The 26,792-nt window shown below is 38.0% G+C and carries 30 protein-coding genes; 17 read left to right on the top strand and 13 right to left on the bottom strand.

Annotated features, from left to right (window positions below):
• Window positions 1–9: 9 nt before the first annotated feature.
• Together FN924_RS12810 and FN924_RS12805 are read right to left on the bottom strand one after the other, a co-directional pair.
• The gene (locus FN924_RS12810; RefSeq protein ID WP_143895087.1) at window positions 10–975 is read right to left on the bottom strand and encodes a M23 family metallopeptidase; all 966 of its coding nucleotides are present in this window, start codon (window positions 973–975) and stop codon (window positions 10–12) included.
• Window positions 976–1,092: 117 nt separating this feature from the next.
• The gene (locus tag FN924_RS12805) at window positions 1,093–1,716 is read right to left on the bottom strand and encodes a YhcN/YlaJ family sporulation lipoprotein (RefSeq protein WP_143895085.1); all 624 of its coding nucleotides are present in this window, start codon (window positions 1,714–1,716) and stop codon (window positions 1,093–1,095) included.
• Between the two features lie 156 nt (window positions 1,717–1,872).
• On the opposite strand from FN924_RS12805, the gene FN924_RS12800 reads away from it, so the two are divergent.
• Complete coding sequence (locus FN924_RS12800) at window positions 1,873–2,148, top strand: YutD family protein (protein WP_143895083.1); 276 nt, start codon at window positions 1,873–1,875, stop codon at window positions 2,146–2,148.
• A 39-nt stretch (window positions 2,149–2,187) separates the two neighbouring features.
• On the opposite strand, the gene FN924_RS12795 is transcribed toward FN924_RS12800, so the two are convergent.
• Both FN924_RS12795 and FN924_RS12790 read right to left on the bottom strand, forming a co-directional pair.
• Window positions 2,188–2,472 carry a cytosolic protein gene (locus tag FN924_RS12795; RefSeq protein WP_143895081.1) on the bottom strand — a complete coding sequence of 95 codons (285 nt, stop codon included), beginning with the start codon at window positions 2,470–2,472 and terminating at the stop codon, window positions 2,188–2,190.
• A gap of 44 nt (window positions 2,473–2,516) precedes the next feature.
• Window positions 2,517–2,783, bottom strand: a complete 267-nt coding sequence (locus tag FN924_RS12790; protein ID WP_158634001.1) for an SAV0927 family protein — start codon at window positions 2,781–2,783, stop codon at window positions 2,517–2,519.
• Between the two features lie 216 nt (window positions 2,784–2,999).
• Between FN924_RS12790 and FN924_RS12785 the strand changes: the two genes are divergently transcribed.
• Both FN924_RS12785 and FN924_RS12780 read left to right on the top strand, forming a co-directional pair.
• Window positions 3,000–3,434 (top strand): DUF86 domain-containing protein, encoded by a 435-nt coding sequence (locus tag FN924_RS12785; protein ID WP_143895077.1) that lies wholly within the window; start codon window positions 3,000–3,002, stop codon window positions 3,432–3,434.
• A gap of 12 nt (window positions 3,435–3,446) precedes the next feature.
• On the top strand, window positions 3,447–4,220 hold the full coding sequence (locus FN924_RS12780; protein ID WP_143895075.1) for a TIGR01457 family HAD-type hydrolase: 774 nt from the start codon (window positions 3,447–3,449) through the stop codon (window positions 4,218–4,220).
• A gap of 37 nt (window positions 4,221–4,257) precedes the next feature.
• Here FN924_RS12780 and FN924_RS12775 read toward each other — a convergent pair whose 3' ends face one another.
• Together FN924_RS12775 and FN924_RS12770 are read right to left on the bottom strand one after the other, a co-directional pair.
• A complete protein-coding gene (locus tag FN924_RS12775) occupies window positions 4,258–5,811 on the bottom strand; it encodes a hypothetical protein (protein WP_143895073.1) in 1,554 nt (517 codons plus the stop codon).
• A gap of 117 nt (window positions 5,812–5,928) precedes the next feature.
• Window positions 5,929–6,435, bottom strand: a complete 507-nt coding sequence (locus tag FN924_RS12770; protein WP_407691991.1) for a phosphatidylglycerophosphatase A family protein — start codon at window positions 6,433–6,435, stop codon at window positions 5,929–5,931.
• Between the two features lie 134 nt (window positions 6,436–6,569).
• On the opposite strand from FN924_RS12770, the gene yutH reads away from it, so the two are divergent.
• The 7 genes from yutH to thrB all read left to right on the top strand — a co-directional run bounded on the left by yutH (window position 6,570) and on the right by thrB (window position 14,203).
• Window positions 6,570–7,544 (top strand): spore coat putative kinase YutH, encoded by a 975-nt coding sequence (gene yutH, locus FN924_RS12765; RefSeq protein WP_143895071.1) that lies wholly within the window; start codon window positions 6,570–6,572, stop codon window positions 7,542–7,544.
• Between the two features lie 19 nt (window positions 7,545–7,563).
• A complete protein-coding gene (locus FN924_RS12760; protein ID WP_143895069.1) occupies window positions 7,564–8,532 on the top strand; it encodes a 2-hydroxyacid dehydrogenase in 969 nt (322 codons plus the stop codon).
• A gap of 364 nt (window positions 8,533–8,896) precedes the next feature.
• Window positions 8,897–9,772 carry an ABC transporter permease subunit gene (locus tag FN924_RS12755; RefSeq protein ID WP_143895067.1) on the top strand — a complete coding sequence of 292 codons (876 nt, stop codon included), beginning with the start codon at window positions 8,897–8,899 and terminating at the stop codon, window positions 9,770–9,772.
• A complete protein-coding gene (locus FN924_RS12750) occupies window positions 9,769–10,683 on the top strand; it encodes an ABC transporter permease subunit (protein ID WP_143895065.1) in 915 nt (304 codons plus the stop codon). The genes FN924_RS12755 and FN924_RS12750 overlap by 4 nt, the downstream gene beginning before the upstream one ends.
• A 258-nt stretch (window positions 10,684–10,941) precedes the next feature.
• Window positions 10,942–12,240: a homoserine dehydrogenase gene (locus tag FN924_RS12745; RefSeq protein ID WP_143895063.1), complete on the top strand. Its 1,299-nt coding sequence runs from the start codon at window positions 10,942–10,944 to the stop codon at window positions 12,238–12,240.
• A gap of 2 nt (window positions 12,241–12,242) precedes the next feature.
• The gene (gene thrC, locus FN924_RS12740; RefSeq protein WP_143895062.1) at window positions 12,243–13,304 is read left to right on the top strand and encodes a threonine synthase; all 1,062 of its coding nucleotides are present in this window, start codon (window positions 12,243–12,245) and stop codon (window positions 13,302–13,304) included.
• The gene (thrB, locus tag FN924_RS12735) at window positions 13,301–14,203 is read left to right on the top strand and encodes a homoserine kinase (protein WP_143895060.1); all 903 of its coding nucleotides are present in this window, start codon (window positions 13,301–13,303) and stop codon (window positions 14,201–14,203) included. The genes thrC and thrB overlap by 4 nt, the downstream gene beginning before the upstream one ends.
• A 254-nt stretch (window positions 14,204–14,457) precedes the next feature.
• Here the strand turns inward: thrB and FN924_RS12730 are convergent, their stop codons facing one another.
• From FN924_RS12730 to FN924_RS12720, 3 genes are all read right to left on the bottom strand, one after another.
• On the bottom strand, window positions 14,458–16,554 hold the full coding sequence (locus FN924_RS12730; RefSeq protein ID WP_143895058.1) for an RNA degradosome polyphosphate kinase: 2,097 nt from the start codon (window positions 16,552–16,554) through the stop codon (window positions 14,458–14,460).
• A gap of 135 nt (window positions 16,555–16,689) precedes the next feature.
• Window positions 16,690–18,222, bottom strand: a complete 1,533-nt coding sequence (ppx, locus tag FN924_RS12725) for an exopolyphosphatase (protein WP_143895056.1) — start codon at window positions 18,220–18,222, stop codon at window positions 16,690–16,692.
• Window positions 18,223–18,327: 105 nt separating this feature from the next.
• Window positions 18,328–18,549, bottom strand: coding sequence for a NifU family protein (locus tag FN924_RS12720; RefSeq protein WP_143895054.1), 222 nt, complete (start codon window positions 18,547–18,549; stop codon window positions 18,328–18,330).
• A gap of 160 nt (window positions 18,550–18,709) precedes the next feature.
• On the opposite strand from FN924_RS12720, the gene FN924_RS12715 reads away from it, so the two are divergent.
• The 4 genes from FN924_RS12715 to FN924_RS12700 all read left to right on the top strand — a co-directional run bounded on the left by FN924_RS12715 (window position 18,710) and on the right by FN924_RS12700 (window position 20,727).
• Window positions 18,710–19,039: a DUF1462 family protein gene (locus tag FN924_RS12715; RefSeq protein WP_143895052.1), complete on the top strand. Its 330-nt coding sequence runs from the start codon at window positions 18,710–18,712 to the stop codon at window positions 19,037–19,039.
• Window positions 19,040–19,126: 87 nt separating this feature from the next.
• Complete coding sequence (locus FN924_RS12710) at window positions 19,127–19,366, top strand: YuzB family protein (protein WP_143897214.1); 240 nt, start codon at window positions 19,127–19,129, stop codon at window positions 19,364–19,366.
• Window positions 19,367–19,447: 81 nt separating this feature from the next.
• Window positions 19,448–20,311, top strand: a complete 864-nt coding sequence (dapF, locus tag FN924_RS12705) for a diaminopimelate epimerase (protein WP_143895050.1) — start codon at window positions 19,448–19,450, stop codon at window positions 20,309–20,311.
• A gap of 56 nt (window positions 20,312–20,367) precedes the next feature.
• The gene (locus FN924_RS12700) at window positions 20,368–20,727 is read left to right on the top strand and encodes a HesB/IscA family protein (RefSeq protein ID WP_143895048.1); all 360 of its coding nucleotides are present in this window, start codon (window positions 20,368–20,370) and stop codon (window positions 20,725–20,727) included.
• Window positions 20,728–20,765: 38 nt separating this feature from the next.
• Here FN924_RS12700 and FN924_RS12695 read toward each other — a convergent pair whose 3' ends face one another.
• Together FN924_RS12695 and FN924_RS12690 are read right to left on the bottom strand one after the other, a co-directional pair.
• The gene (locus FN924_RS12695; RefSeq protein WP_143895046.1) at window positions 20,766–21,599 is read right to left on the bottom strand and encodes an MBL fold metallo-hydrolase; all 834 of its coding nucleotides are present in this window, start codon (window positions 21,597–21,599) and stop codon (window positions 20,766–20,768) included.
• 262 nt (window positions 21,600–21,861) lie between these two features.
• A complete protein-coding gene (locus FN924_RS12690) occupies window positions 21,862–22,845 on the bottom strand; it encodes an NAD(P)/FAD-dependent oxidoreductase (RefSeq protein WP_143895045.1) in 984 nt (327 codons plus the stop codon).
• Between the two features lie 297 nt (window positions 22,846–23,142).
• Here FN924_RS12690 and FN924_RS12685 point away from each other — a divergent pair, with 297 nt between their 5' ends.
• The 3 genes from FN924_RS12685 (at window position 23,143) to FN924_RS12675 (ending at window position 25,566) form a co-directional block, all read left to right on the top strand.
• On the top strand, window positions 23,143–24,360 hold the full coding sequence (locus FN924_RS12685; RefSeq protein ID WP_143895043.1) for an NAD(P)/FAD-dependent oxidoreductase: 1,218 nt from the start codon (window positions 23,143–23,145) through the stop codon (window positions 24,358–24,360).
• A gap of 137 nt (window positions 24,361–24,497) precedes the next feature.
• Window positions 24,498–24,809 carry a YuiB family protein gene (locus FN924_RS12680; RefSeq protein ID WP_228409436.1) on the top strand — a complete coding sequence of 104 codons (312 nt, stop codon included), beginning with the start codon at window positions 24,498–24,500 and terminating at the stop codon, window positions 24,807–24,809.
• Window positions 24,810–24,897: 88 nt separating this feature from the next.
• Window positions 24,898–25,566 carry a 3D domain-containing protein gene (locus FN924_RS12675; RefSeq protein WP_143895041.1) on the top strand — a complete coding sequence of 223 codons (669 nt, stop codon included), beginning with the start codon at window positions 24,898–24,900 and terminating at the stop codon, window positions 25,564–25,566.
• Between the two features lie 57 nt (window positions 25,567–25,623).
• Here FN924_RS12675 and FN924_RS12670 read toward each other — a convergent pair whose 3' ends face one another.
• Together FN924_RS12670 and FN924_RS12665 are read right to left on the bottom strand one after the other, a co-directional pair.
• Window positions 25,624–26,094, bottom strand: coding sequence for a divergent PAP2 family protein (locus tag FN924_RS12670; protein ID WP_143895039.1), 471 nt, complete (start codon window positions 26,092–26,094; stop codon window positions 25,624–25,626).
• 99 nt (window positions 26,095–26,193) lie between these two features.
• Window positions 26,194–26,778 carry a biotin transporter BioY gene (locus FN924_RS12665; protein WP_143895037.1) on the bottom strand — a complete coding sequence of 195 codons (585 nt, stop codon included), beginning with the start codon at window positions 26,776–26,778 and terminating at the stop codon, window positions 26,194–26,196.
• Window positions 26,779–26,792: the final 14 nt, after the last annotated feature.

Genomic DNA, 26,792 nt, shown 5'->3' with positions numbered 1-26,792 from the left:
CTCTTTTCATTATTTTCTTCGTGCTCGCTGTTCCCATCTTTTTAAATAAGGATATGGATCAAAGGACCATTCACTGTGTCCATTATCTTGATACATACCATAATGTAAGTGAGGTGGAAATTTTCCGGAAGTACCTGGTGGACCGTAGCCTGTGGCTCCCACGGATCCTATTACGTCTCCAGGCTTTACAACATCTCCTACTTTGATTCCTTCTTGAAAGCCGTTAAGGTGTGCAAAATAGTGATATCGATTGTAAATATCCCGAATTCCAATTCGCCAGCCACCAAAACGGTTCCATCCTTTAATTTCTACGACTCCGTAAGTGGTTGATTTTACAGGGACACCATAATTGGCAAAAATATCGGTCCCCTCATGGATTCTTCTTCCACCGAATCCGCGAGCATCTCCCCATGTACTTCTGTAGCTGAAGTTAGCAGATAACGGTAGTGGGAAATCACTTTCATTTAATGCAATCGTTCCAAACTTCTTATATACTTTCGCGGTATTCATAATCGTTAATACGGTTAATTCACGCTGGTAATACTTCCATAAAGCGATTTTGATATCCTGTTTTGTTTGACCAAATGTCGTAATGTAATGAGCAAAGGAATATAAAATATCTTCGTCCTGATTGCGCTCTGCTTTATGATCTCCATTTCCATCTTTACCGAGCCCTTCAAATAATCCAATCCAATCTGGATCCGTGGAGTAGGCTGGGTTTCCCATCCCATACCATTTTTGTTCAGGAATTGTTATGGAAATAAGTTCACTTGCCGGCTCTTTTGTTACTTGCTCTTCATATTGATCAATGGCCGCTAAATAGTACCAAGGAATCTGGGTTAAAGCTTCTGTTTTTTTGTATAACGCCATTTTTAATTGGTCTTTTTCTTCTTGAGTTTGCTCTTTAGCAGAGACAGTTAGAGGGTGAATAGTGCTAAACATAAGCAAAAAGATTATGAGTAGATTTCTTAACATGGAAGTTCACCTCCTGCTTTTCGAAACTTAGTCCTTAGTGTGTACGTTTAAAAGGATTAGATTAATGGAAAAGTTATGTAAAGAGATGCCTAGAATGTCTCTAGACACCTCTTCCATTTACTCGTATTGTTCATATTGCTCGTGTTCACGATCTTCCTTGTTTAAGTTTTTTTCCATAAACTCATCCCCTTGAGGTGCTTTTTTCATATCTTCAATGATGCTATCTAATGTTGCGTCATAATCATCACTTAAGGTTGTGGAGTTTTGGAGACTTTGGATATCTCGAAAGGATACGGGCTTATCCGACACGTAAACGTGGAAGAACCTTGGAATAACGGAGTAAGCGGTTTGTCGAGCAATGGATGCGGCTTTATCTCGCTCTATTTTATCGGGTTGATTGTATGCAATTAGCACTTCTTCGTCCGTAACAAGTGTTGCTACTTCCGTAAACCCATCATTACGAAGTAAGAGACGTGAAATGGTATCCGCATATTGCTTACGATCCATTCGAATCACTTTGTCTTCTTCATTTTGATCTAATTCTTCTTTGTTATAACGTACATAACCTAGTCTAGAAGACATTTCTTGTTCAGGATCTAACTGAGTTGGTTCCTGAAATTCATTCAAGGATCCGTCCCCATTTAACGTTCGATCCGCGTCTTCTGCATTCTCTGCAGTTCCACACCCTGCTAAAGCGATTCCTCCAAACAGAAGAGAAAAGACAAACATTTTCAGTTTCATTTTTCTCACCCTCCTTGTTGTCTTCCCCATCTTTATTTTGGAAGGCAAGGGGAAGATTCATGCTAGAGAATGTTATCCAATTAAGCGGAAACAACAAACTATATTCCAAAGAGGTACATTTATGGTACACTATAACCAGCTTAAGGGGTGAAAAGTATGGTTGAAATAGCAGGGAAAAAATACGAAGTCATTGAAGATGTAAAAAATGGATTTAACTTAGAAGCCTTAGAAAATAGGTATAGTGATATATTAAGTAAATACGATTTTATCGTTGGCGATTGGGGCTATGAGCAGCTTCGATTAAAGGGATTTTATGATGATCAAAATCCAAAGGCAGCCTTTGATACAAAAATAAGCACCCTTGATGATTACTTATATGAGTATTGTAATTTCGGCTGTGCGTACTTCGTGATGAAGAGGCTTGATTCATAAAGAAAACGTTGGTTTTTGAACCAACGTTTTTTATATGGACTACGCAAGTGGATCTTCTTGGTGGTTTTTTTCTTCATCATGAAGCGGATGATAAGGCTCAACTTTTCTTGGCAAATTATCATGTTGATCTTTGTCGGGATAATTAAAGGCACTATAGTAACGCTGTCCTTCACGCCATGGAGTACTCTTATTTTGAACAGGTTCATCCTTATTAATCGGGCTACCATATGGTCCTTCCGGAAGTTGTTCAGGAATTAAATAATTACGCATACTTTCGACATTGGAGAAATCGGAGTATTTGTTTTCTTCTTCTTTTTTTGTCATTGATCATCGCCTCCTATCCAGTAGAATATCCAGAAGGCATGTATCTATGAGAGAATTTCTCTTAAAAACGGCTTGATATCCTCTGCTTCAATTTCGGTAAGCTGAAGTGCGTGCTCTAAAAACCCTTCTTTTTCCACATCTTCTAGCTTCATATGGGTGAAACGATTACCATTTAAGTCTAGTACAATTCTGTTTCCATCTTCTTCTTTTTCTTCTACAACGAGTAAATCGTATCGGTAATACTTCCCTTTGAAGCTCACCTTCCGTGCAGGAATTTGGATGTGCTTATCTTCTAAAAAGCTTTTTCCCATTTCATTCGCCTCCATTCGTTCTATTCTTATGATAGCAAAACAAGGAAGGAATATTAAATAGAATAAATATGCTATGATAAATACTGTATTAGTATTGTATTATTTGATGTCTTTCATGACCTTAAGTGACAAATGGAGAGTATTTTTTATAAAATGGTCTGAAGAAAGAGAAAAAAATACTAGCTACTTAATCATTTACATATGGAGGGTTAATCGATGTATTTTGTTGATCGAGATCAAATAGAAAGAACGTTATTGTATGTGGATGGACTACTTCAAGAGCTTTTTGAACACTCTTATGATTCCTTTTTAGAAAAGTTAAGTCTAGAACGTATGATACATATGACAATTGAAGCAATGCTTGATGTAGGCAATATGATGATTGATGGTTTTATTATGCGAGATCCAGGAAGTTTTCATGACATTATTGATATTTTGGTGGATGAAAAAGTTCTCTTAGAGGATGATTCTGAAGCTTATAAAGAAATCGTGGACCTTCGAATACCACTTGTTAAAGAATACCTTACGATTAATCATGAACATCTTTTGGATGTTATGAAAAAGCATAGAGAAGTAATGGAGCAATTTAGTGGTAGAATTCGAACCTATTTAGATGGAGAACTAGGAGTGGCGAATGCATTTTCTAAATAGAGGAGGGTTAGGGTGAAAACATATAAGGGATATTTAATCGACTTAGACGGGACCATGTACCGCGGTACCGAGAAAATAGAAGCAGCCTCTGATTTTGTGAAAGCTTTAGTAAAGGCAGAGGTTCCGTACTTATTTCTAACAAACAATTCGTCTACTACACCGGAAAAAGTTGCAGATAAGTTAAATCAAATGGATATTCCAGCTGATGCCAACCAAGTTGTAACTTCTAGTATGGCAACAGCAGCTTATATTCAACAACAAAAGCCGAACGCTTCTGTTTATGTTATAGGAGAAGATGGTCTTAAAGTGGCTATAGAACAAGAAGGACTATTGGTGAGCGAGTCTGAAGCGGAGTATGTGGTGGTAGGAATTGATCGAGAAATTAATTATGAAAAGCTAGCAAAAGGTTGCTTGTTTGTAAGAGATGGTGCGACATTCTTATCCACGAATGGAGATGTAGCAATTCCTACAGAAAGAGGCTTATTACCAGGGAATGGATCACTAACATCTGTTATCTCTGTTAGTACAGGTGTACAACCTGTATTTGTTGGAAAACCGGAGTCGATTATTATGGACTATGCGATTCAAAAGCTGGGGCTTAAACATGAGGAGACTATCATGGTAGGGGACAACTATCATACAGACATATTGGCAGGTATCCGATCAGGTATGGATACATTAATGGTATTTACAGGTGTTTCAACAGAAGAAGAGCTTCTAAATGAGGAAATAAAACCTACCTATCAAATTCATTCTCTATTGGAATGGATTCCAAATATTATGTAAACAAAAACAGCTAGGAATAAAATCCTAGCTGTTTCTTTTATAACAAATATGGTCCAAAGTAAGTAACGAGTAGGAGTAGATGGAAGATTATAAAAAAGAATAAACGTACAATGGAAGACCATTCTTTCACCTTGTATCCCATCCATGAGAAAAGGTACGCTAATAATCCAAATCCAAATATATATAAGTAACTACTACCTGGAAATGTTAGAAAATCCGGTGCTCTTTCATACATACTGTCGATGAAAAAACGATCTTTATAAATAATAGCCGCTAGTATGTAAATCCCTATCCCACTGTAAAATAACCAAACGGGGTCTTGATCTAATAACCTTTTTCTAATGAGAAAAAGGACTACTAGGAATAATAGTGGCCATATAAACCAAATAGATGTAAGAACATAACCAAAGAAGGAACTAGCCACCATCAATAAGGTTTTTCCAAGAGCAGCCATTACATTATCCCCTGTAATTTGTTTTGCTTTTTCTATGATTTCTGGATTTGAAGATGCGTACAATAGTTTGTAATGATCACCATCCAGATCAAGCCAAGTGATGGATCTATCGTCTACCCATTGTGGCTTAGAAGAAACTGCTGAAGTATTACTTCTGCGTTCTACTTTCACTTCTTCCCCATTAAATGTAGCAGTGTATATGTTGAATGCAGAAGTCTCCCCGTGCTTCGTTTGACTGAATCCGCTTGCCGCAAACAATGCCACTAGTGTACCATCCTTGTATGTAAGGATAGAATCTCCAATTTCCTTTAATGATTGGGAACTATGTGGATCCGAGTATGTAATACGGCGGGGCTCGATTGTAGCATCTTTCAGATTCCCTTCAGCAAGATATGTTGTATATACTGGAGCTGTACCACCTGTGTTTTCTCCTTTAGTTTCATATAAAAAGGCAGCTTTTTTACCATCAGTTGCAAAAGAAAGCTCGCTTAAAAGTTCTCCAGGTTTTAAGGTAAAGGTTGGTTGTACCATTAGTTTTGCTTTATTTTCCTGAAGCTGATAGACATCTAGCTGAATCGAGTTAACTCCTGATTGCGGAACGATAAACCAGATGGAATCCCCCTGCTGGAAAGGTACAATCTCATCGGTTTTATCTTTAAAGCTTATGACTTCTGTTGATTCTAGCGTTTCCGGATGAAGTTGGTATAGATCCGATCCTTTCATATATAGAATGGTGTCTCTTAGAGGATAGAAATGGTTTGCTTGATCAATAAGCTCTTTATTTTCTCCGTCATAGATGTTTTTATAGTCAAAGTAGATGACTTGTTCATCCTTTATAAAAACCCTTGTCCATTTTGTATATGGAATGTCATAGGAAGACGTATTGGTTAACTCTATATGTTTGTTATATGACTTCTGTATAAGTTCTGCGTTTGTGTTGTAGCTTGAGATTTGAAATTCATTATTACGGAAAGTAACGATTGGTTGCTGATTGATATCGGTTTCAAATAATTCTAAGTCTCGACTCCAATCCGATTCAGGTGGTTCCGTTACATGTAATAAATTGCGGGTAAATAAGATTCCTAATCCGATAAAAACAAGGATAAAAGGCAACATCCAGTACAGTCTTTTTTTCATAAAATCCCTTCCAACGTCATAAATTTTACATAACGTTAGAATTTTAGCACAATTCTTTCAGTTAGAGAAGGTATCCTTACAAAATAAAAAAAACGAGGGAATCCTCGTTTTTTTTATTCATCCATCCACTTCTTCATGAGCGGAACTGTGCGCTAATCGGCTAGATGCTGCTGCGGCAATAGCTCCAACAATATCATCTAGGAAAGTATGGCAGCTTCCAGTTGTTTTATCATTTAATTTTTCTAAAATACCAGGCTTTTGTTTATCTATATACCCATAGTTTGTAAAGCCGATAGAGCCATACACATTTACGATAGATAAGGCAATAATTTCATCGACCCCATACAGTCCTTCATCTGTTTCTATGGTAGCTTGAAGGGGCTGTTCTAACATTTTTTTCTCTGCTAATACATCTAGTTGAATACCAGTTAAAATGGCATTTTGAACTTCTCGTTTAGAGAGTACTTTCTCGACATGAAACTTACATTCTTCTTTGGTTAAGTGGTCATGGTACTTCGCTTGTAAATAGTGAACTAATTCTGCAATATCATCTAACGTAACACCGCGTTCTTCCAACCATGCTCTCGCTTTTACTTCTACCGCTGATTTTTTCTTCTCTGACAACGTCATCACACCTAACTTTTGTATTCTCCTCTTACAATACCCATTATCTGAGTTGTTAAGCATCCCTAGGTTCAGAATTCTTTTTCTTATACATAGAATGAACTAAATGCTAATAAAGGGAGAGATAACAAAACATGGAACATGTATTATCTCAATATGTAGATAGTTTCAATGGGCAAAAAACAACCATAAACGGATATGATGGTTATAAAAAAGGTAGTGAGTATTATTTTATCATTCCAAGTGAAAACAATGAAGAGGTACTTTTGGAGCAAAAAGCATTGGCTGATTTTATGTATGTGCATGGTGTAGATTTTGTTTCCACTCCCATTTTTAATAAAAATGGGTCCCTTTTAACAATAGATCAAAACAAAGAATATATCGTGTGTTGTGGAAAACCTATGCAAGGACACCAATCTGAGCATCCCGGCTCGGTGCTGGCGAAGTTTCATCATTTAGGAAGTCAATATCCATATGAACCAGTCCTTATCTCAAGCTATGGACAATGGTCTACACTTTGGAGTGAAAAACTTAATGCTTTTGAACAATTTTATGCGAAACAGTGGTCGGAAAGACCAGTCTCAAAGTTCCAGCGATTATTCATCGATACATTCCCGTATCTAATAGGATTAACTGAGAATGCATTACAGTATACAGATGAAACAGAAAAAGATTGGAGATATCATGAAGTCGATCGAGGTACAATTTGCTTTCAGCGTTATACAAACCAAATGAAGCAGAGCATTATTTGGCCATACGAATTAGTATATGACCATCCAGCAAGAGACATTGCTGAGTACATAAGGCCATACTTTCTACAATCAGAAGAGGATTGTTTCCAGTTGTTACGAGTTTTTATTCAAGAATATGAACAAGTAAACCCACTTTCTATATTTAGCTGGCGAATGATATATGCTCGCTTATTATTACCCGTTCATCTATTTGATTACTTGGAAGAAGGATTTTCACATAAGGATACCGAAGCAGTTTATAAGTCCTATCATTCCTTGTTAATGAAATCAAAAAGGTATGAGGAAAATCTAAAAATATTCTTTAAGGAAATGGGGCTTGCCAAGGAAGACATAACTATTCCAAGCATTGATTGGTAAAGGAAAGGAGAACGAATGTTTGAGGAAGCCATATGTGTATATTACAAGACAGATACCAGAAAAATTATTAAAACCTTACCAGAATATCGCTGAAATAAAAACATGGACATACGAGGATCAGCCAGTAGATGCTGAAACTTTAAAAGAAGAGATTGCTCATGCAGATGGTATGATCACGATGCTTTCTGATAAAATCGATGAGGAGCTATTGGAACAAGCAAAAAACCTAAAAGTCATTGCTAATTTAGCGGTGGGTTATGATAATTTTGAGTTAAGCTCTATAAGAAAAAGAGGAATCGTTGCAACAAATACACCGGATGTGTTAACGAATGCCACGGCCGATTTAACGTTTGCGTTGCTACTAGCTACTGGTAGAAGATTAATCGAAGCAGACCGATTTGTTAGAGAAGGAAAGTGGAAGCAATGGTCCCCCTTTTTACTGGCAGGAACAGAGATGAATCAAAAAAATATAGGCATAGTAGGAATGGGGAGAATTGGAGAAGCAGTTGCTAGAAGAGCAAAGGGTTTTGGTATGAACATTCTTTACCACAATCGAACGCGAAAAGAACAGGCAGAGAGAGAATTAGCTGCTATGTACTGTTCATTTGAAGAGTTGCTAAAGGAATCGGATTTCGTTGTTTGTCTGACACCACTAACTAAGGAAACGAACGGGTTATTCAATGAAGAAGCGTTTAGCCAAATGAAACAGTCTTCCATTTTTATTAATGTGTCAAGAGGTGCTGTGGTGGATGAACAAGCACTTTATCATGCGCTAGTCTCTGGTAGTATTCGGGGAGCAGGATTGGATGTTTTCCAGCACGAGCCCGTGGAACCAAACCATCCACTGTTAAACCTTAATCAAGTAGTTTGTCTTCCACATATTGGTTCGGCAAGTGAGGAGACGAGGGAAGAAATGATCATACTATGCTTAGAGAACGTAACGAACGTTTTACAAGGGAGAGAAGCGATTACCCCAATTCCTTACTAAAAGGTTGAGACAAAAGTATAGGAAGCAATGAAAAAACGAACAATTATAAATAGTGCCTATACCCCGCTCCTGAAATATACTCCGCTTTCCGCGGGTGGCTGGTGAGCCTCCTCGTGCTGACGCACTGTGGGGGCTCACCGATGCCTTTCCTCCCGCTGGAGTCTACGTATATTTTCGGAGCTAGTATAGGCTGTTGTTCGGCTTTTCGGCTTGTCCTTTTCGTTATGCCCCAGCCCCGTTTGCACTACTAATGACTCCTTACCATCTATGCAGGCGATGCTTTTAGCCAATTTTTTACAGGTTCTGAATTAAATGATAAAATATGCGTGTTAAATAGATTAATAGTGTCGGGGGATGGAGTATATTGAATCAAAAATGGATGTATGTCATTAATGAATTATCTAAGCCTTTATTATTAATTGTTGGGATATTTGTTGTTAGTATCTCTCCATTATTTATGTCAGCTAATGGATTAATTTGGCCAGGAAAACAAGTGCTTACTAATGTTATTGAAAAAATGTTTCAGCCAGGTGCTTTAGTGTATACAAACCCTGTGTCTGGGATAGAAAGAGACTTATTTCCATATATTTTTAAAGCGTTTTTTTCTTCTGCATCTGTGTTAGGTATCGCCTTTGCTGTCTCCTTTAGTATTGCTTTATTAACTGCGACGCTTCTATGGTATGCTCCTACTAAAATGAAGGAACTATGTCTGTCTTTTTCGTCTTTATTACAAAGCATCCCGGATGTTATGTACGTCGTGATCTCCCAATTATTATTAATTTGGTTCTATCAGGAAACTGGTACTAGACTTGCGAATATTTCAGGTGCTGGTACGGACGAGGCTATTTTATTGCCTGCTCTTATATTATCAATACTACCTACTATCTTTTTCTTTCAATCCATGCTTCGACTAATGGATGAGGAAAAGAAAGAACCTTATTTTGACCTTGCACTAAGTAAAGGACTAACAAGATTCTGGATATTATTAAAGCACATTCTAAGAAATATGCTGATTCGACTTGCTTATCAATCAAAGTACTTGATTAGTCTAATGATTAGCAACCTGCTCATCATCGAATATATGTTTGAGAATCTAGGAATGACATCCTTGCTGTTTTCGTATTCACAGCCACCTGTCTTTTTCGTCACTGGTATCTTATTTTTTGTTCCGATTTACCTCTTGTTGAAATTTATGGAGCTTGTATTATATCGACTAACGAACCAGGAGGTATCCTTATGAAAAAGAAGTGGTATAAACAACCTACATTAGTGTTAGGGCTAGCTTTCATCATTATAGTATTGGTTGCAAGTTTTATCCATAGCATATTTTTCGATACATATGTGGCCAAAACAGAATATTTTTATAATGAACAAAACAAATTAGTTGGGCCACCACTTGCGCCTTTCGACCATTCCATATTTGGGACAGACCTAAATGGTAACCATTTAGTGTACTACATATTACAGGGAGCAAAATTCACCATATTAGGCGCTCTTTCTATTGCGTTGGTTAGCTTTGTATTAGCGATGCTTATTGGCATTCCTTTAGGATTTCGCTATAAAGGAAAAACGAGATTTGTAGAGAATAGTATTTCTTTTTTGTACTTTATTCCAGCTTCCTTAATTGCATACATTTTTTTACGACCACTGCTTATAGAGCCCATGGGTGGTTTTCCTACTAGTCTTAGTTATCGAATAAGTGTGGAAGTACTAGTAATCGGTATTTTACTAGCAATGCCTGCTGCTATCTTATTAGCTAATGAAACTAGTGTGTTGCTAAAGAAAGAATTTGTTATATCGAGCAGAGTGTTAGGTGGACGTCCTTATCATATTTTTCGTCACCACTTAATCCCTCATATGAAGGGAACTATGCTTACCTTGCTTACCACTCTTACTATTCAAGCTATACTAGTCATGACACATTTAGGTGTGTTTGAATTGTATTTTGGTGGAACAAATATAGCTTATGGAGGTAGTGATCCGCCACTTCCGATTACTTACGATTGGGCATCATTAATCGGAATGTACTATTATACATTACAAACAACTGTTCATTGGTTAATTGGCATTCCGTTGATTTTTCTTGTCCTATTTATCCTTTCTTTAATAGGCATTGAATATGGAATTAAAAAATGTATAACGATTGATTAAACAAAAGAGATGTAACGGAAGTGAGTTACATCTCTTTTGTTTTCTTGCACATCGCTCACATTTAATATACAAGTGAAAAATGGTTTGAAACTTGAGAGTGGTTCCATACAAAGGAATAAGCTCTCTTTTTTTGTAGAAACTCAAATTAAAAGAACCATAAATTTGGTCTTGATAATGTAGAAATGCAACTGTATAATGTCCACTATAGATAAACAAGTGTTTACTTTATAAGAACAGAACATCGAGGGGATGAGGGGTATGACGAAAACAATACACATAGGGTTATGTGGGTTAGGGACGGTCGGATCAGGTGTCGTTCGTATTCTTCAGGATCACCGTGATCAAATTAAATACAAGTTAGGTTGTGAAGTTTCTATTAAAAAAATTCTTGTTAGTGATATTCATAAAAAAAGGGATATTAATGTAATTGGCAGTGAACTTACGACAGATCCTAAATCGATTATCCAGGACCCGGATATTGATATTATTATTGAGGTGATGGGCGGAATCGAAAAAACGTATCAATTAATGAAAGAAGCGATTCTCCATCATAAACACATAGTAACGGCTAACAAAGATGTCATGGCGCTTTATGGTCAAGAGTTATTACCATTAGCTAAGGATAAGGAAGTGGATGTGTTTTATGAAGCGAGCGTTGCGGGTGGTATTCCGATTTTACGCGCTTTATCGGACGGATTAGCTTCAGATAAAATACAAAAAATGATGGGAATTGTTAACGGTACGACTAATTTTATATTAACGAAAATGGCAGATGAACAACGACCCTTTGGACCGGTGTTAGAGGAAGCGCAACAATTGGGGTATGCAGAAGCGGATCCCTCTTCTGACGTAGATGGGTTGGATGCAGCTAGAAAAATGACACTGCTTGCGAATTTAGCATTTAAAACAACGCTTGAACTATCAGACGTTCAGGTAAAAGGAATTCGTTCGATTACGCAAGAGGATTTAACCTTTGCTGCAAAACTAGGTTATACGATTAAGCTGATAGGGATTGCAGAAGTAAATGACGAGGGGAAAGTAGAAGTGAGTGTTGAACCCACATTGCTTCCGAATGAACATCCACTTGCCCAAGTTAAGAATGAGTACAACGCGGTGTATGTACATGGTGAAGCAGTTGGGGAAACGATGTTTTACGGACCGGGTGCAGGCGGTCTTCCAACAGCAACGTCTATTGTATCTGACGTGATGGAAGCTGTTAAAAATGTTCGATTAGGGATTAATGGTCATGCTTACGTAATCCCACAATATAAAAAGAAACTAAAGACAGATAAAGAAAAATTTATGAAATTTTTTATTCGTATGGAAGTGGACGATACCGCTGGTACCTTCCAAAAGCTAACCAATGTTTTTACAGGCGAACAAGTGAGCTTTGCGAAAATATTACAACTTCCTAGTAATAAGAATCAGACTGCTGAAATTGTCATGGTTACTCATAGTGTTAGCAGGGAACAATTAAGAAAAAGTTTAGAACAAATTATGGATTTATCCGTTGTAAAAAAAGTTATCAGTTACTACCGAGTAGACGGGGAGGAATAAAAATGGCCTGGAAAGGACTTTTAGAGGAATACCAGGAGTTATTACCAATATCAGAGGAAACACCTAAAATTAGTTTACTAGAAGGAAATACACCACTAATTAAATTAGAGAAGCTTTCGCAGCAGCATGGTTTGCATGTATATGCGAAAATAGAAGGAGCGAATCCAACCGGATCCTTTAAGGATCGAGGTATGGTAATGGCGATTGCCAAAGCAGTAGAAGAGGGAGCGAAGGCAGTCATTTGCGCTTCTACAGGAAATACTTCTGCATCTGCTGCAGCATTTGCTGCTCGAGCTGGATTAAAATGCTTTATTGTAATTCCAGATGGAAAAATTGCACAGGGGAAATTAGCACAAGCTGTCATGCATGGTGCTGAAATCTTTTCCATTGAAGGAAACTTCGACGATGCTTTAAAAATGGTTCGAAAACTGGCCGAAACAGGTCATGTTACGTTAGTAAACTCTGTTAATCCGTATCGGATAGAAGGTCAAAAAACGGCTGCGTTTGAAGTGTGTGATGCACTAGGTCAAGCACCAGATTATCTATTTATTCCAGTGGGGAACGCAGGGAATATCACAGCCTATTGGAAAGGATTTAAAGAATACCATGAGAAAAAAGGGTTTTCCCTTCCTAAGATGATGGGATATGAAGCGAGTGGAGCGGCTGCAATCGTCCATGATCAAGTATTTGAAAATCCGGAAACAGTTGGAACTGCAATACGAATTGGGAATCCAGCTAGTTGGCAACAGGCTGTAGTAGCTCGAGATGAATCGAAAGGGTCTATTGATGAGATTACCGATGAAGAAATGATTGAAGCGTATCAGTGGTTAGCAGCCAATGAAGGAATATTTGCTGAACCAGCATCCTGTTCTTCGGTTGCAGGACTGCTGAAAGCCATTAAGCATAACCAAGTGGAAAAAGGATCTACCATCGTAACAGTACTAACAGGAAATGGATTAAAGGATCCCAATACTGCTATTGATTATAGTAATTTTGAACCACGTGTTCTCCCAAATGACGAGAAACAGGTGATTAACAAGATATTGGAAAGTGTTCTCGTATGAGCTGGTCTATAAAAGTGCCTGCAAGTACATCGAATCTAGGTGCTGGCTTTGATTCTATTGGACTTGCCTTAAATTTATACTTGCACTTATCTGTAGTACCAGCAGATAAGTGGAAGTTTGTTGCAAAATCTGATTGTTTACAAGGTATTCCAGAGGGGACAGAAAATTTAGTGTATCAGATTGCTAAAATAGTAGCAGATCGTTTTCACTATCCTTATCTTCCAGCATGTCGTGTTGAAATGACAAGTGATATTCCGTTAGCGCGCGGGTTAGGAAGTAGTGCAACAGCAACCATAGCGGGTATTGAATTGGCAAATCAAATTTTGGGTCTCCATTTAACAGAGGAAGAAAAGCTTCAAGTTGCGACGGACATTGAAGGCCACCCAGATAATGTAGCTCCAGCTCTTATGGGGGGATGTGTCATTGGTCATTATGATCAAGAAGTAAACTGGATTAAAATCCCAGTAGAAGGTGTAACCTTTTTAGCGGTAATCCCAAGTTATGAGCTAAAGACAGAAGATGCTCGGGCAGTTCTTCCAAAGGAATTCACGTACGAGCGGAGCGTCCACGCGAGCAGTGTAGCCAATGTGAGCGTAGCAGCTATTTGTATGAAGGATTGGCCGCTTTTAGGCAAAATGATGAAAAAAGATTTGTTTCATCAACCTTATCGTAAAGGATTAGTACCAGATTATGAGATGATTCAAAGCTTTTTAGAAACCGAAGCATATGGGGTATTTCTGTCCGGTGCTGGACCGACTATGATAGCCATCGTGGAACCGGAGCGTGTGGAACAACATTTAGAACTGTGGCAAGAAAAATTCCCACAGTTCGATTGGCTGCCATTGCAAGTAGAAAATGAGGGCGTGCAGACAACGTCTGTTGGAAGTGTATCGACATAAAAGAAGCTGGAATAAAACTAAGATTGTTACTCTTGAACTTAATCGTGTAGAATGCGACGCTTCGCGAGAAGTACACCGCTTTCCGCAGCGTTGGACTTAGCGGGCATAAAATAGTGATAATAAATCCGAACCTTTATTCGATTTTTTGAAAGAATCACGAATAAAGGTTCGGATTTTGTCCATCTTATCATGTGTTTTGTTCCATCCTCATTCCCATTCCCATTCCCATTCCCATTCCCATTCCCATGTGTTCCTTACTCTTCATCCTCTAACAATTGGTAAGCCATATTGAACAAAGTAAGCTGACTTTCTTTAGGTTCTTCTTCTGGCTTTGGAAGAATATAATGATAAGTTCCATCATTTGCTTGAATTCTTGCCTTCATCGTATCATTCAGCATAACCTCTAACACTTTCTTAATCCGGATCTTAATGGAGCTCTCATAAATTGGGAACATTAACTCAACTCGTTTCACCATGTTCCGTGTCATTAAGTCAGCAGAAGAAAGGAAGATTTTTTCTTCTCCATTGTGATGGAAGAAATAGATTCGACTATGCTCTAGGAAGCGTCCAACAATACTAATCACTTGTATGTTTTCACTAATCCCCTTTATCCCTGGTTTTAAACAACAGATACCCCGTACAATTAAATCAATCTGAACACCCGACTGAGAAGCCTCATATAATTTCATAATAAGCTCTTTATCGGTTAAGGAATTCATTTTAGCAATGATTCGTCCATTTCCATGCGCTTTTTGGTAGTAGATTTCTTCATCAATCAAATCCATTAAATCTTTACGAATATCGAAAGGAGCCATGGACAAATGATGGTAGTAAGGTTTTTCCGTATATCCACTTAGATAATTAAAGAAGTTCGTTGCATCAATCCCGAATTTGCGCTTAGTCGTGATAATGCCCATGTCTGTGTACAATGAAGCGGTTTGGTCATTATAGTTACCCGTTCCTAAATGGACAAATCGCTCAATATGACCATTTGTTTTCTTGACAACAAGCGTAATTTTACTGTGTGTCTTTAAGTAATTCATTCCGTATATAACGAGGCAACCCGCTTTCTCCAGTTCCTTTGCCCATTGAACGTTTTTCTCTTCGTCAAACCGAGCCTTTAATTCTACGAGAACGGTCACTTGTTTTCCGTTTTCAGCAGCTCTCTTTAATCCTGCAATAATTGGGGAATCTCCACTTACTCGGTATAATGTTTGTTTGATTGCCAAAACATCTGGATCATCTGCTGCTTCCGAAATAAGATCGATGATTGGCTCAAAGGACTCATAAGGATGATGTAAAAAAATGTCACGCTCTTTCGCTGCTGTAAATACGTTCTCATCATTTCCTAAATCTTGTGGTGGCTGGGGCATCAACGATGGGTAGACTAGATGATCTTTTTCCTTCTCGATATCTCCATAAAAGCGGAACAAATAAGTTAAATCTAGCGGGCCATTAATTTCGTATAGATCGTTTTCATGAATTTCAAGTACGGATAAAAGAAAGCGTACTACTTCAGGGTCTGCTCGTTCTTCTCGAACTTCTAGTCGAACAGCGGCACCCCATTTTCGTTTTTTTAATTCCTTTTCAATTTCTTTTAAAAGGTCACGGGCTCCTTCCTCATGAATGGTCATATCCGCATTTCGAGTAATTCGGAACTCCGTTACAGATTGAACCTGATAGCCTGCAAAAAACTTGTGGATGAAGTGACAAATTAAATCCTCCACCAGGACATATTGAAAGCCTTCAATATGGATGTATCGATCTAGCAATGTCGGTACTTGGACGATGGCTGTCTTTGGTTCTTTTTCATCCAGAAACACCTTGTCTTGTAAAACCACCGCTATATTAATCGATTTATTAAGTAGCATTGGAAAAGGACGATACGCATCAATAGCCATTGGAGTTAAAACCGGAAATATTTGTTCATCAAAGTAGGTTTCTAATTTTGACAGCACCTCGCCAGTCAAAGACTCCATAGGCAAAATAGAAATGGATTCCTCACGCAAATCCGTTTGTAGTGTGTGGTACATTTGATATTGTCTTTTCACCAATTCATGGTTATTCTCTGCAATCTTTCTTAGCTGCTGCTTAGGTGTTAATCCTGACTTATTATCGGTTTTATTAAACCCCGCTTTCACTTGATCCTTTAAACCGGCAACTCGAACCATGAAAAACTCATCTAAATTGGAAGAAAAAATGGCTAAAAACTTTAACCGCTCTAGAAGTGGATTTCGTTCATCAATTGCCTCTTCTAGAACCCGTTCATTAAAAGCAAGCCAGCTTAATTCTCGGTTATTGTAATAAAGAGGATTATCTAATTTATTCTCAATATTTTGAGTAAGAGACATGGAACTCATCCTTTTGCCAATAGATTTTCCACTATATCATAGTAAGGAATTATGAAGCGGGTATAAAGTAGACGTTAAAAGTTTGTAAAATTTCCTCATAAGGGTCATATTTTAATGCAAGAAATAACGTTAGGTCTACTCGACTGCTTTTTTAAAATGTAATTGAATAGGTATTTTTAAAGACTTTTCAAGATGTTTTTTTTGTTTCTCTGCCTGATATTTTTCTGGCATCCAATCCTGCGAGCAATATAATGTAATGTCGATACCTATTTCCGTCTTTTCAATTGTAAAATCGTCTATTATTTGACGCCTAGTTGCGTCTAGGCAGTATGCAAACTTCAGTAGCGCCCCCAAGGACCTTAGCTTTTTTTGGGCCTGTTTTGAAAACCAATCCTTATATGGCTGGACATATTGCTTAAAGACCGTCTTATTTTTGAAAGAAGCTACAAGTGCAAGTTCTAACCGTTCTTTGTGTAGTAGACCATCGATTGTTCGGTTTGCTAGTAGGTAGAAGGTATGTTGAGAACTAGATTCCGAATCGATATACTTTCCAAGGTTAAATACGTAGCTGGCCCGTTTTAATAACACCCAATCCGCATCCTGCCAATCAACAGCTGTCTGATCTTGAAGCTGATGGAATAATTTTCTCGTAAGCGATTGAACATGTAGGATTTGTTTAGGGTGAAGATCATAGTCATTTATAAGCTCTTGGATACTATCTTCTAAAACATCTGGGAATAAGTAAGTACCAAATTCTTTGGATAGTTGCTCATAAAACACGCCATCACGTAATCCTTTTCGGCTTAAAACAAAGCTTTCGGCTTGAACTGTTTCATACAAGGATGAAAAAACTGTGATGGCTGGAAGGATTATATCAGCGCGATCGGACGATAAGCCTTCGACCTTCAACAATTTTTCGTAGTTCAGACTAACTAGGTAAGCCATCACCGATTGTATATCTGCTACTTGCATTTTATATTGGTGAAGACCAGCTAAAGGATACTTTTTTAACGCTTGATCAATTTGTGCTAAATTTCGTGCACTTCCGCCGATGCCAATGAGTGGGACTTGCTTTTGCGCAAGCCATGGTAAAGAGGAGAACTGCTCCATTAAAAAATGACGAAGTTCAAATATTTCTTTCTCTTCTGGAATGATGTCCTTAAAAAATGAACGTAATGTAAGTGCCCCAAAGGGAAAGCTGTGAGCTTCCATTAACTGGCGATTTTTAAAATAGGTGACTTCGGTACTCCCACCACCAATATCTACAGTAATCCCTTCGTCGATGGAGGTAGCGTTCACGACAGCTAAGTACCCATAGAATGCCTCTTCCTTTTCAGACAGAACCCGAATCGGCAGACCAGTCCTTTCTTTTACTTTGTTGATAATATCGGATTGATTTTTAGCTTGACGTATAGTTGCCGTTGCCACACAGACAAGATCGGTTAAGGAATATGTCCGAATCACTTCACGAAAGCTTTGCAGCGTGTTAATCAAAATATCGAGACCTTGCTCAGTTAATTGATTTTCTGTGTTGAGGTGGTTACGCAATCGAGCAACAGCTTTCACATTCTCAACTTCGCGTAAGTGACCTGCTTTTTCTTGAAGGTATATGACTAATCGCATCGTATTAGACCCAATATCAACAATTCCATAGAACTTTTTTTGCAAGCTAATCACCTGTCTATATATTCTCTATTTTTATTGATTATATCATAGAGGAAAAGACAATAAAAAAAACACTTAAATCAAACCTTGATTTAAGTGTTTTTCGAGTTAAAATACTTGTTCTATTTCGGTCACACCTGGAACTTCAGCCATAAGAGCTCGTTCAATTCCAGCTTTTAATGTAATGGTTGAACTTGGGCAATTTCCACATGCACCCATTAAACGAAGACGAACAATTCCATCCTCTACGTCAACTAATTCAACGTCGCCACCGTCACGTAGCAAGAATGGACGTAACTTATTTAAGACTTCTTGCACTTGTTCATGCATTATCCATCTTCTCCTTTCCTACTGCTATCATTATAAAGGGTATTTGTATAAAATGCTATTTATAGAGTTTGATTTTTGTTTACATGTACGATTTTATTTTATCTTTTATTAAGTTTTTTGTAAAATGGAAAATATTAAGGAGAATGGGGGCTAAGGAAGAATGAGTGGAAATCAATCTATTTTAGTAAGTGTGTACGGTGCAAACCAAATATGTGCCAGCTGTGTGAACGCTCCTAGTTCCATCGATACGTATGAATGGTTACAAGCGGCCATTTCTAGAAAATACGAGAAAGCGGACGTTCGATATGAATATATAGATATTTTTGAGCCACCAAAAACAGATTTGCATCAGGAGATTAGAGAACAAGTGGAAGAAGATGAGCTGTTTTATCCGGTTGTTCTAGTTAATCATAAGGTTGTTGTAGATGGAATTCCACAAATTAAAACGATTTATCAAGCGCTAGAAGAAGTTGGGATAACGAAAGCGTAAGAATGCAAACGTTACAATTGTTTTATTTGAAAGATGATGATAGGATATCTTGATAGTGGGGGATTCATCTTCATGATCCGAGGTGAAATGATGAATCCGATAATTGAATTTTGTGTGAATAACTTAGCGAGTGGATCACAAAAAGCGATGGAAGAGCTTGAAAAAGATCCAGATTTAGATGTTATCGAGTATGGCTGTACAAGCTTTTGTGGAATATGTTCCATGAGTCTATTTGCCATTGTCAATGGGGAACCCGTAACCGCAGATAGCCCAGAGGAATTAGTAGAAAAAGTGTATGAATATTTAGAGGAGAATCCCCTATTTTAATATATACGCCATAGTGACTGTCAAAAGAAACGCAGTACTGTGGCGTTTTCTATACAAAGTAGATAAGGAATGGAGACCAATATGAATATACCATTTACAAAGATGCACGGCTTAGGGAACAGCTATATATATGTAGATTTATTTCAAGTGTCATTAGAGGAAGAGCAATTACCAGCAATCGCAATGTATATTTCTAATGTTCATACGGGAATTGGTTCAGATGGACTTATTTTGATTGGTCCAAGCGACAAAGCAGACGTGTCTATGAGGATTTTTAACAAGGATGGTTCGGAAGGAAAAAATTGTGGAAACGGACTTCGCTGTGTCGCAAAGTATGCATATGAGCATAAACTTGTTACAAGTACAGCTTTTACAATTGAAACGTTATCTGGAATTGTTACAGCACATGTGCATTTGTCAGGTAGCCATGTTGAAGAAGTGACAGTAGATATGGGAGTCCCTCGACTACAGCGAAAGGATATTCCTATGCTTGGAGTTGACAACAACCAAGTAATTGCGGAGCCTTTCTTAGTAGAAGGGAATGAACTAGAAGTCACAGCTGTTTCCATGGGAAACCCACACGCGATTTTTTATGTTGAGGACATTAATCAGGCGCCACTCCATGAGCTTGGCCCCATTATTACAAATGATGAGCGCTTTCCAGAAGGTGTAAATGTGGAGTTTGTCCAGGTTGCATCGGATAGCGAAGTCCATTTTCGTGTTTGGGAAAGAGGCTCTGGGATAACGCAAGCATGTGGGACAGGAGCTTGTGCAGCAGGTGTTTCCTCCGTATTGAATGGATTTGTGGATAAAGGAAAAGAGGTATGTGTTCATTTAAGTGGGGGAGATTTGTTTATTACGTGGGGCGAAGATGATCATGTATGGATGAGAGGAAAAGCGGAAACCGTTGCTAGTGGCACCTTCTCTTGGAATCAGAAAAGTTGATGAGATTGTAAAAGCTAGGTATACTAAGAGGTAGTAACAGGATAGGGGGACTTTTAATGGTTCTAAATATTACAGATAGCGCAAAGCATCAAATTAAAGAGATGATGAAGGAAGAAGATGCAGAAAAAGTGCGCCTTCGTTTTGGAGTAAAAGGTGGAGGCTGTAGTGGTCTTTCCTATGCACTAGGGTTTGATTATGATATAAACAACGAGCTTGAGTTCATAGAAGAAATTAATGAAATTCCAGTAATCATTACAAAACAAGATGTTCCAATTATTGAGGGAACAACCATTGATTTTAAACAAAACATGATGGGTGGCGGATTTACGATCGATAATCCGAATGCAATCGTATCATGTGGTTGTGGTTCTTCCTTTAAAGCGAAAGAACGGGAAGGTACACCAGAAGAGTGTTAAGGCTTTATAAGCGCAGCTATGCTGCGCTTTTTTTTTTTTTAGTCTACAAACTTTCCATGTTCAGGCTTTGCAATTTCATCAAAATGTGCTGTAAGTTGCTGTAAATCAGCTGTGAGCTGCTCCCCATGAATTGGTAGGCCATGTCCAGAGCAAGCGAAATGTGGTTCTAATTCTTTTAACTTTTGAACGGATTGCTCTGCTTTTGTCCAGTCTGTTGTAAAATACTTGGGTGGGCCACTTATTTCGTGTTTTTGCGTAATCACATTATAGAGTGATTCTTGTTTCACTGTACAAAAGGCATCTCCAACAATTAATGTTCTGTCTTCTTCGCAGAACAGAGAGATATGGCCTTCTGTATGTCCAGGGGTCGCTATCCATTTCCACTCTTCTAAGAATGGTACGCTTTGGTCAGCCGGCAAGGCATGAATATGCTCGTCTAAGTTAATTCCATGGTTGGGGAATAATGGAGATAGACTAGAGACTAATCCACCTTCCACATCAGCATCCCCTTTAGGATAAGAAGCTTTTCCAGTTAAATAGGGTAGCTCTTTTTCGTGTGCGTAAACAGGTACTTCCCAATACTTTATGAGATCGGTAATCGCACCGACATGGTCAAAATGGCCGTGAGTTAGGATGATGGCTTTCGGACTATGATTCGGTCCGAACATCTCTGCTGCATGCTCAATTATGGCATGTGCGGAGCGTGGCATGCCAGCATCAATGAGAACCCAATCATCCGTGTTCCGGTTTCGAACAAAGTAAACATTCACAATTTGTACTTGTAAGCCATATACGTTTTCGGAAATATCTTGGCGTTGGCCATTCCAAATACTTGCTAACGGGAAGATGGTGTCCTTGTAGGTATTTTCCATGTCACTTCCTCCTCCTTCGTTACTCGTCGCTTTACCTTCCCACAAATGGTACATTTTTATGAGGACTCGAGAAGGGAGTATATATATTAGCAGGAAGTTTCTGATATCAGCGTTTTATTCAGGATAACAGCGAAAAAAACGGTATATCAGCGTTTTTTTCATATATCGGCTATAAAAATGTTATTGGCGCTTATTTTGCTCTAAATTTCCAAAGAAAAACCGAGCTATTCTAGAATCTAAAATAGCTCGGTCTGGTTTAAGACTAAAACATACTCGTTGAGTGCTTTGGTTGTATTCTTGCATCTGGATCAATATAATTTTTGGCATTGTTGATAGCGGTTGGACCTTCGCCAAATCCAGAAGCGATTAAATTCACTTTTCCTGGATACGTACAAATATCTCCAGCTGCATAGATTCCTTTAATGTTCGTTTCCATTTTGGAATTAACGACAATACTGTTTTTATCAATTTCTAGGTCCCATTGCTTAATTGGGCCTAGAGAAGAAATAAAACCGTAGTTGACTAATACAGCATCTACATCGATTACTTCTTCGCGGTCGCCTTTCACTTCTTTAAGCTTTACTTGTTCTACTAAGTCTCCGCCGATAATCTCTTCGGGAACAAATGGAGTCATGAGTTTCACGTTGGAATTCATTAACTGTTCTACACTAGATTCATGCGCTCGGAATTCATTTCTGCGGTGAACAAGAATAACCTCTTTGGCAATTGACTCGAGCATGAGTGCCCAATCAACGGCAGAATCACCACCACCAAAAAGCATCACTTTTTTATCGCGGTATTTTTCCATGTTTTCTACAAAATAGTGAAGGTTTTTCCCTTCATATTCTTCAGCACCCGGAATGGTTAGCTTTCTAGGTTGAAAAGCACCGTTCCCAGCCGTGATAATAATAGTTTTTGTATAGTGAACCCCAGCATTTGTTGTAAGCTTGAAGGATTCATCCTCTAATCGTTCTACCGTTTCCACTGCTTCATTTAATACAATCGTTGGATCGAACAGAGAAGCCTGTTCCTTAAGGTTATCCACTAATTCTTGTGCTCGAATCTTGGGAAATCCCGCAACGTCATATATGTACTTTTCAGGATATAAGGCAGAAAGCTGTCCTCCGATGTGGGGAAGGCTTTCGATAATTTTAACACTAGCTTGACGCAAGCCTCCGTAAAAGGCGGTGAATAATCCGACAGGACCAGCGCCGATTACAGTAACATCATATATTTGATCTTTCATTATAATCCTCCTACATCATTAACTCCCATTAATCCGGGAAGTTTTGGTTCATTAGTATTTTAACACATGTTCCAAATAAATATAGAAAGATGCTTATTTGGAATCAGGATAAGAAAAATCTAGAAATAAATGAAATATTAGAATAATTGTTTCAGGGTTGAAAATGCTATGAAAAAAGGCTAAGATGAACATTAGGTAATTATACGAAATGTGACATTTTTCACATTGGAGTCTATCCTTATACGTGAAATATATCACGTTCTTTACAACTAAAAAATAAAGATGGAAGTGATTCGAATGAACAAACCTAAGATTGTTATTCTTGGGGCTGGATTTGGTGGCATAACAACAGCCGTCAAGCTCCAAAAAAAGCTAAGTAGAAACGATGCACATATCACTTTGGTAAACAAGCATGATTACCATTACCAAACAACTTGGTTGCATGAAAATGCAGCTGGTACTTTGCATCACGATCGTACTCGAATCCCAGTTAAAGATATTGTAGATACGAACAAAATTGATTTTGTTCAAGATACAGTTGTCGAAATTAAGCCAGATGAGAAGAAAGTTGTCTTAAAAAATGGTGAATTAGACTACGATTACTTAGTAGTTGGCTTAGGATTTGAAGCAGCTACATTTGGAATTCCTGGCATTATGGAAAATGCATTCACGATTAACAGTATTAACTCAGCACGTTTAATTAAACAACATATCGAGTATAACTTTGCAATGTACAACAATGAAAAAGAAAAGCGTCCAGAGCGCTTAAATATTATCATTGGTGGTGGTGGATTCACTGGTATTGAATTTGCTGGTGAGATTGCCAACCGTGTTCCTGAGCTTTGCAAAGAGTATGATATTGATCCAAAAGATGTTCGCATGATTGTGTTAGAAGGTGCTCCAACGATTTTACCTGGATTTGACCCTCAGCTTATCGAATATGCGATGAATTCTTTGGAAGCTCGTGGTGTTGAATTTAAAACAGGTGCTTTATTAAAAGAATGTAGAGTAGATGGTATTACGTACGAGAAAGATGAAAAACAAGAGGATATTCCTGCGTTAACGACTATTTGGGCAGCTGGTGTTCGTGCGAATTCTCTAATTGAAACATCTGGTTTAGAGCACAATCGCGGGAAAGTTCCGGTACAACCTGACTTACGAGCTCCATCTCATCCGGATGTATTTGTGGTAGGAGATTGTGCATTAATTATGAATGAAGAAACAGGTAGACCTTATCCTCCAACTGCACAAATTGCGATGCAAGAAGCAGAAACAATTGCTCATAACTTGTCTGCTCTTGTCCATGGAAAAGAGAACTTGGAATCATTTGAATTTATTAATAGAGGTTCTGTTGCTTCATTAGGGGATAGCGATGCAATCGGTGTTATCTTCGGTGATAAGAAAATCTTCGGTTGGACCGCTTCCTTCATGAAGAAAATGATTGATAACCGTGCGTTGTTCAAAATCGGTGGATTAGGACTCGTCCTGAAAAAAGGTAAATTTAATATCTTTTAATAAACAAAAAGCAAGGATGCACATCCTTGCTTTTTGTTTTTAGGAAGGCATTTTGTCATTTTCCATTAGACTACTTGTCTTATCCCAGTATTCATAATAAAATTGGGAAGATGGATTCTTCGAGGAGGAACAAAGAGTTGATACAGTTTATCGTTTCTATCATTTTATTTTTTGTATTGTTTTTTGGAATCGGATTTATATTAAATATGCTGTTAAGAGCAACGTGGGTGATGTCTTTTGTGTACCCAATCGTTGTTTGTTTTATTGTGGATGATTTTCCTTTTTCTACATATTTTCTAGATACAGGCGACGCTTTCTCTACTTTGTGGCTTAATCTTAGGGCTCTAACACCAGTAGATATTACTATATTAGCTTCAGGATTCGTAGGGACGATTATTGCTGGGTTTGTTATTCGCTGGTTGCGAAAACAAGGTTACCAAATGTTTTAGATTTTTCCGAACATTTAAATTTAAAGAAAATAGGTATAGAACGACTTGAAAGAGGGTAGGATGACACTCAGAGAGGTGTTATCCAAACATGAAGATAAGAAATGTTGGAAGAAGAGCTTTGATGACCATACTTTTTTTTGGTGCATTCTACTCTACTTTCGCTACTGTTACGAACGTACACGCAGTAGATTTAAAAATTGGACAAGTTCAATCCAATTCGCCTGTAGAGGATCGTTCACATAAACAAGTAGCTTTATCCTTGAAATCTTTTAATCACGAAAAAGCTACCACAAGATATATTTCAAGTGAACAGGTAAAGGGGCCAGAAACGTTACAGGAAGCCATTAATTTTGAACAGTACCCAAGTCAAACGGTTACGGCAACAGGCTATACAGCTGGTTATGAGTCAACGGGCAAAACAGAAGATCATCCAGAGTACGGGATTACGTATTCTGGTGTGAAAGTAAAACGAGATTTATATTCTACAATTGCAGCTGACTTAGATGTTTATCCAATCGGTACTATTTTGTTTATCCCTGGTTACGGATATGGGGTTGTAGCCGATAAAGGTGGCGCAATTCGCGGGAACAAGATTGATCTGTATTATCCAACTGTTGAGGCCGTGTATAATGAGTGGGGTAAACAACAGGTTGAAGTATATCTTGTGAAAAAAGGAGACGGATCCTTGTCTGAATCTGAACTTAACCAACTAAATGAAACAAAAGCATTACAGGTTTTTCGAGATAACTATAAGTAATTTGCAAGGCAAGAAATAGGACTATTCTTAGTAATGGGAATAGTCCTATTTCTATCATTAGATTAGGTATATAAGATAAGCGATAATAATACCAGAAATACCCCCAAAAAACACTTCAATCGGTTGATGTCCAAGTAATTCCTTCAGTTCGTTGCGTTTCTCGTAATCTTCTTTTTTAGACCAAACTTTTGCTTCTTCAACGAAATATTGAAAATCCTTGACCAAACGATTTAAAACGATGGCATGCTCTCCTGCATGTCTACGAACGCCAGACGCATCAAACATAGTTATAATACTAAATAGACATGAAACAGCAAAAATAGGAGACTCAAACCCTTGATCCATTGCTATTCCAGTAGTTAAAGCAGTGACAGCCGCTGAGTGACTACTAGGCATCCCACCGGTGCTAAAAGCAAGACCAGGCTTGAATTCTCTAGTAGCGATAAATTGTATCGGTATCTTAATTACTTGAGCAAACACGATGGCCGCTAGGGCTGCCATTAACGGCGTGTTTGAAAACAAATCCATCGAGTCCATTCATCCTTTCCACACGTAGTAATGCTTCTAGTATTACCCTATTATAAAATCAGAATAACATACAATTTTGTGAAAAGAATGGATGTTAAATTAATTTAACGCAAATTTAGGAATTCGTCTGGCAATCCGAACCATAATCACCGCAGCAATGATGGCAACTATAAAATCCTTAATCAGGAATGGAATCATTGCCATCCAAGCAGCACCATATCCTATCTCTAATTCTAACCAAGTGTTCATAGATAAGCTCATGTAAGAAACACCGATAACGTAATTCACCATTACACCAACGATGGATGCAACCGAATACGTAAAAATATTGGTTCCATTCCAGCGTTCCATGATCCAACCTGTAACCCATGCTACGAAAATAAACGACAAAAGAAACCCACCCGTATAATCAAATAAAATAAAGAGTCCCGCTTTCATTTGAGCAAATACAGGTACTCCGGCTAGTCCAATTAATAAATAGACAAGCATCGAAAAGGAACCTAATTTTCTTCCAAGTAATAACCCAGCTAGAATAGCAAAAAACGTTTGGAGCGATAGCGGAACGGATTTGCCTGCAATCGGGATTGCTAAGAAAGGGAACCAAACCGCTATGTTCGCTCCAATTGCCATTAATGCTACAAAAATTGCTCCTATAGATATATCTACAGCATTGAACTTTTTCATATAGTATCTCCTCT

Source organism: Radiobacillus deserti, assembly GCF_007301515.1.
Taxonomy (GTDB): Bacteria; Bacillota; Bacilli; order Bacillales; family Amphibacillaceae; genus Radiobacillus; species Radiobacillus deserti.
The sequence above is the reverse complement of the archived record's forward strand: the minus strand, read 5'-3'. Positions and strand labels throughout refer to the sequence as shown.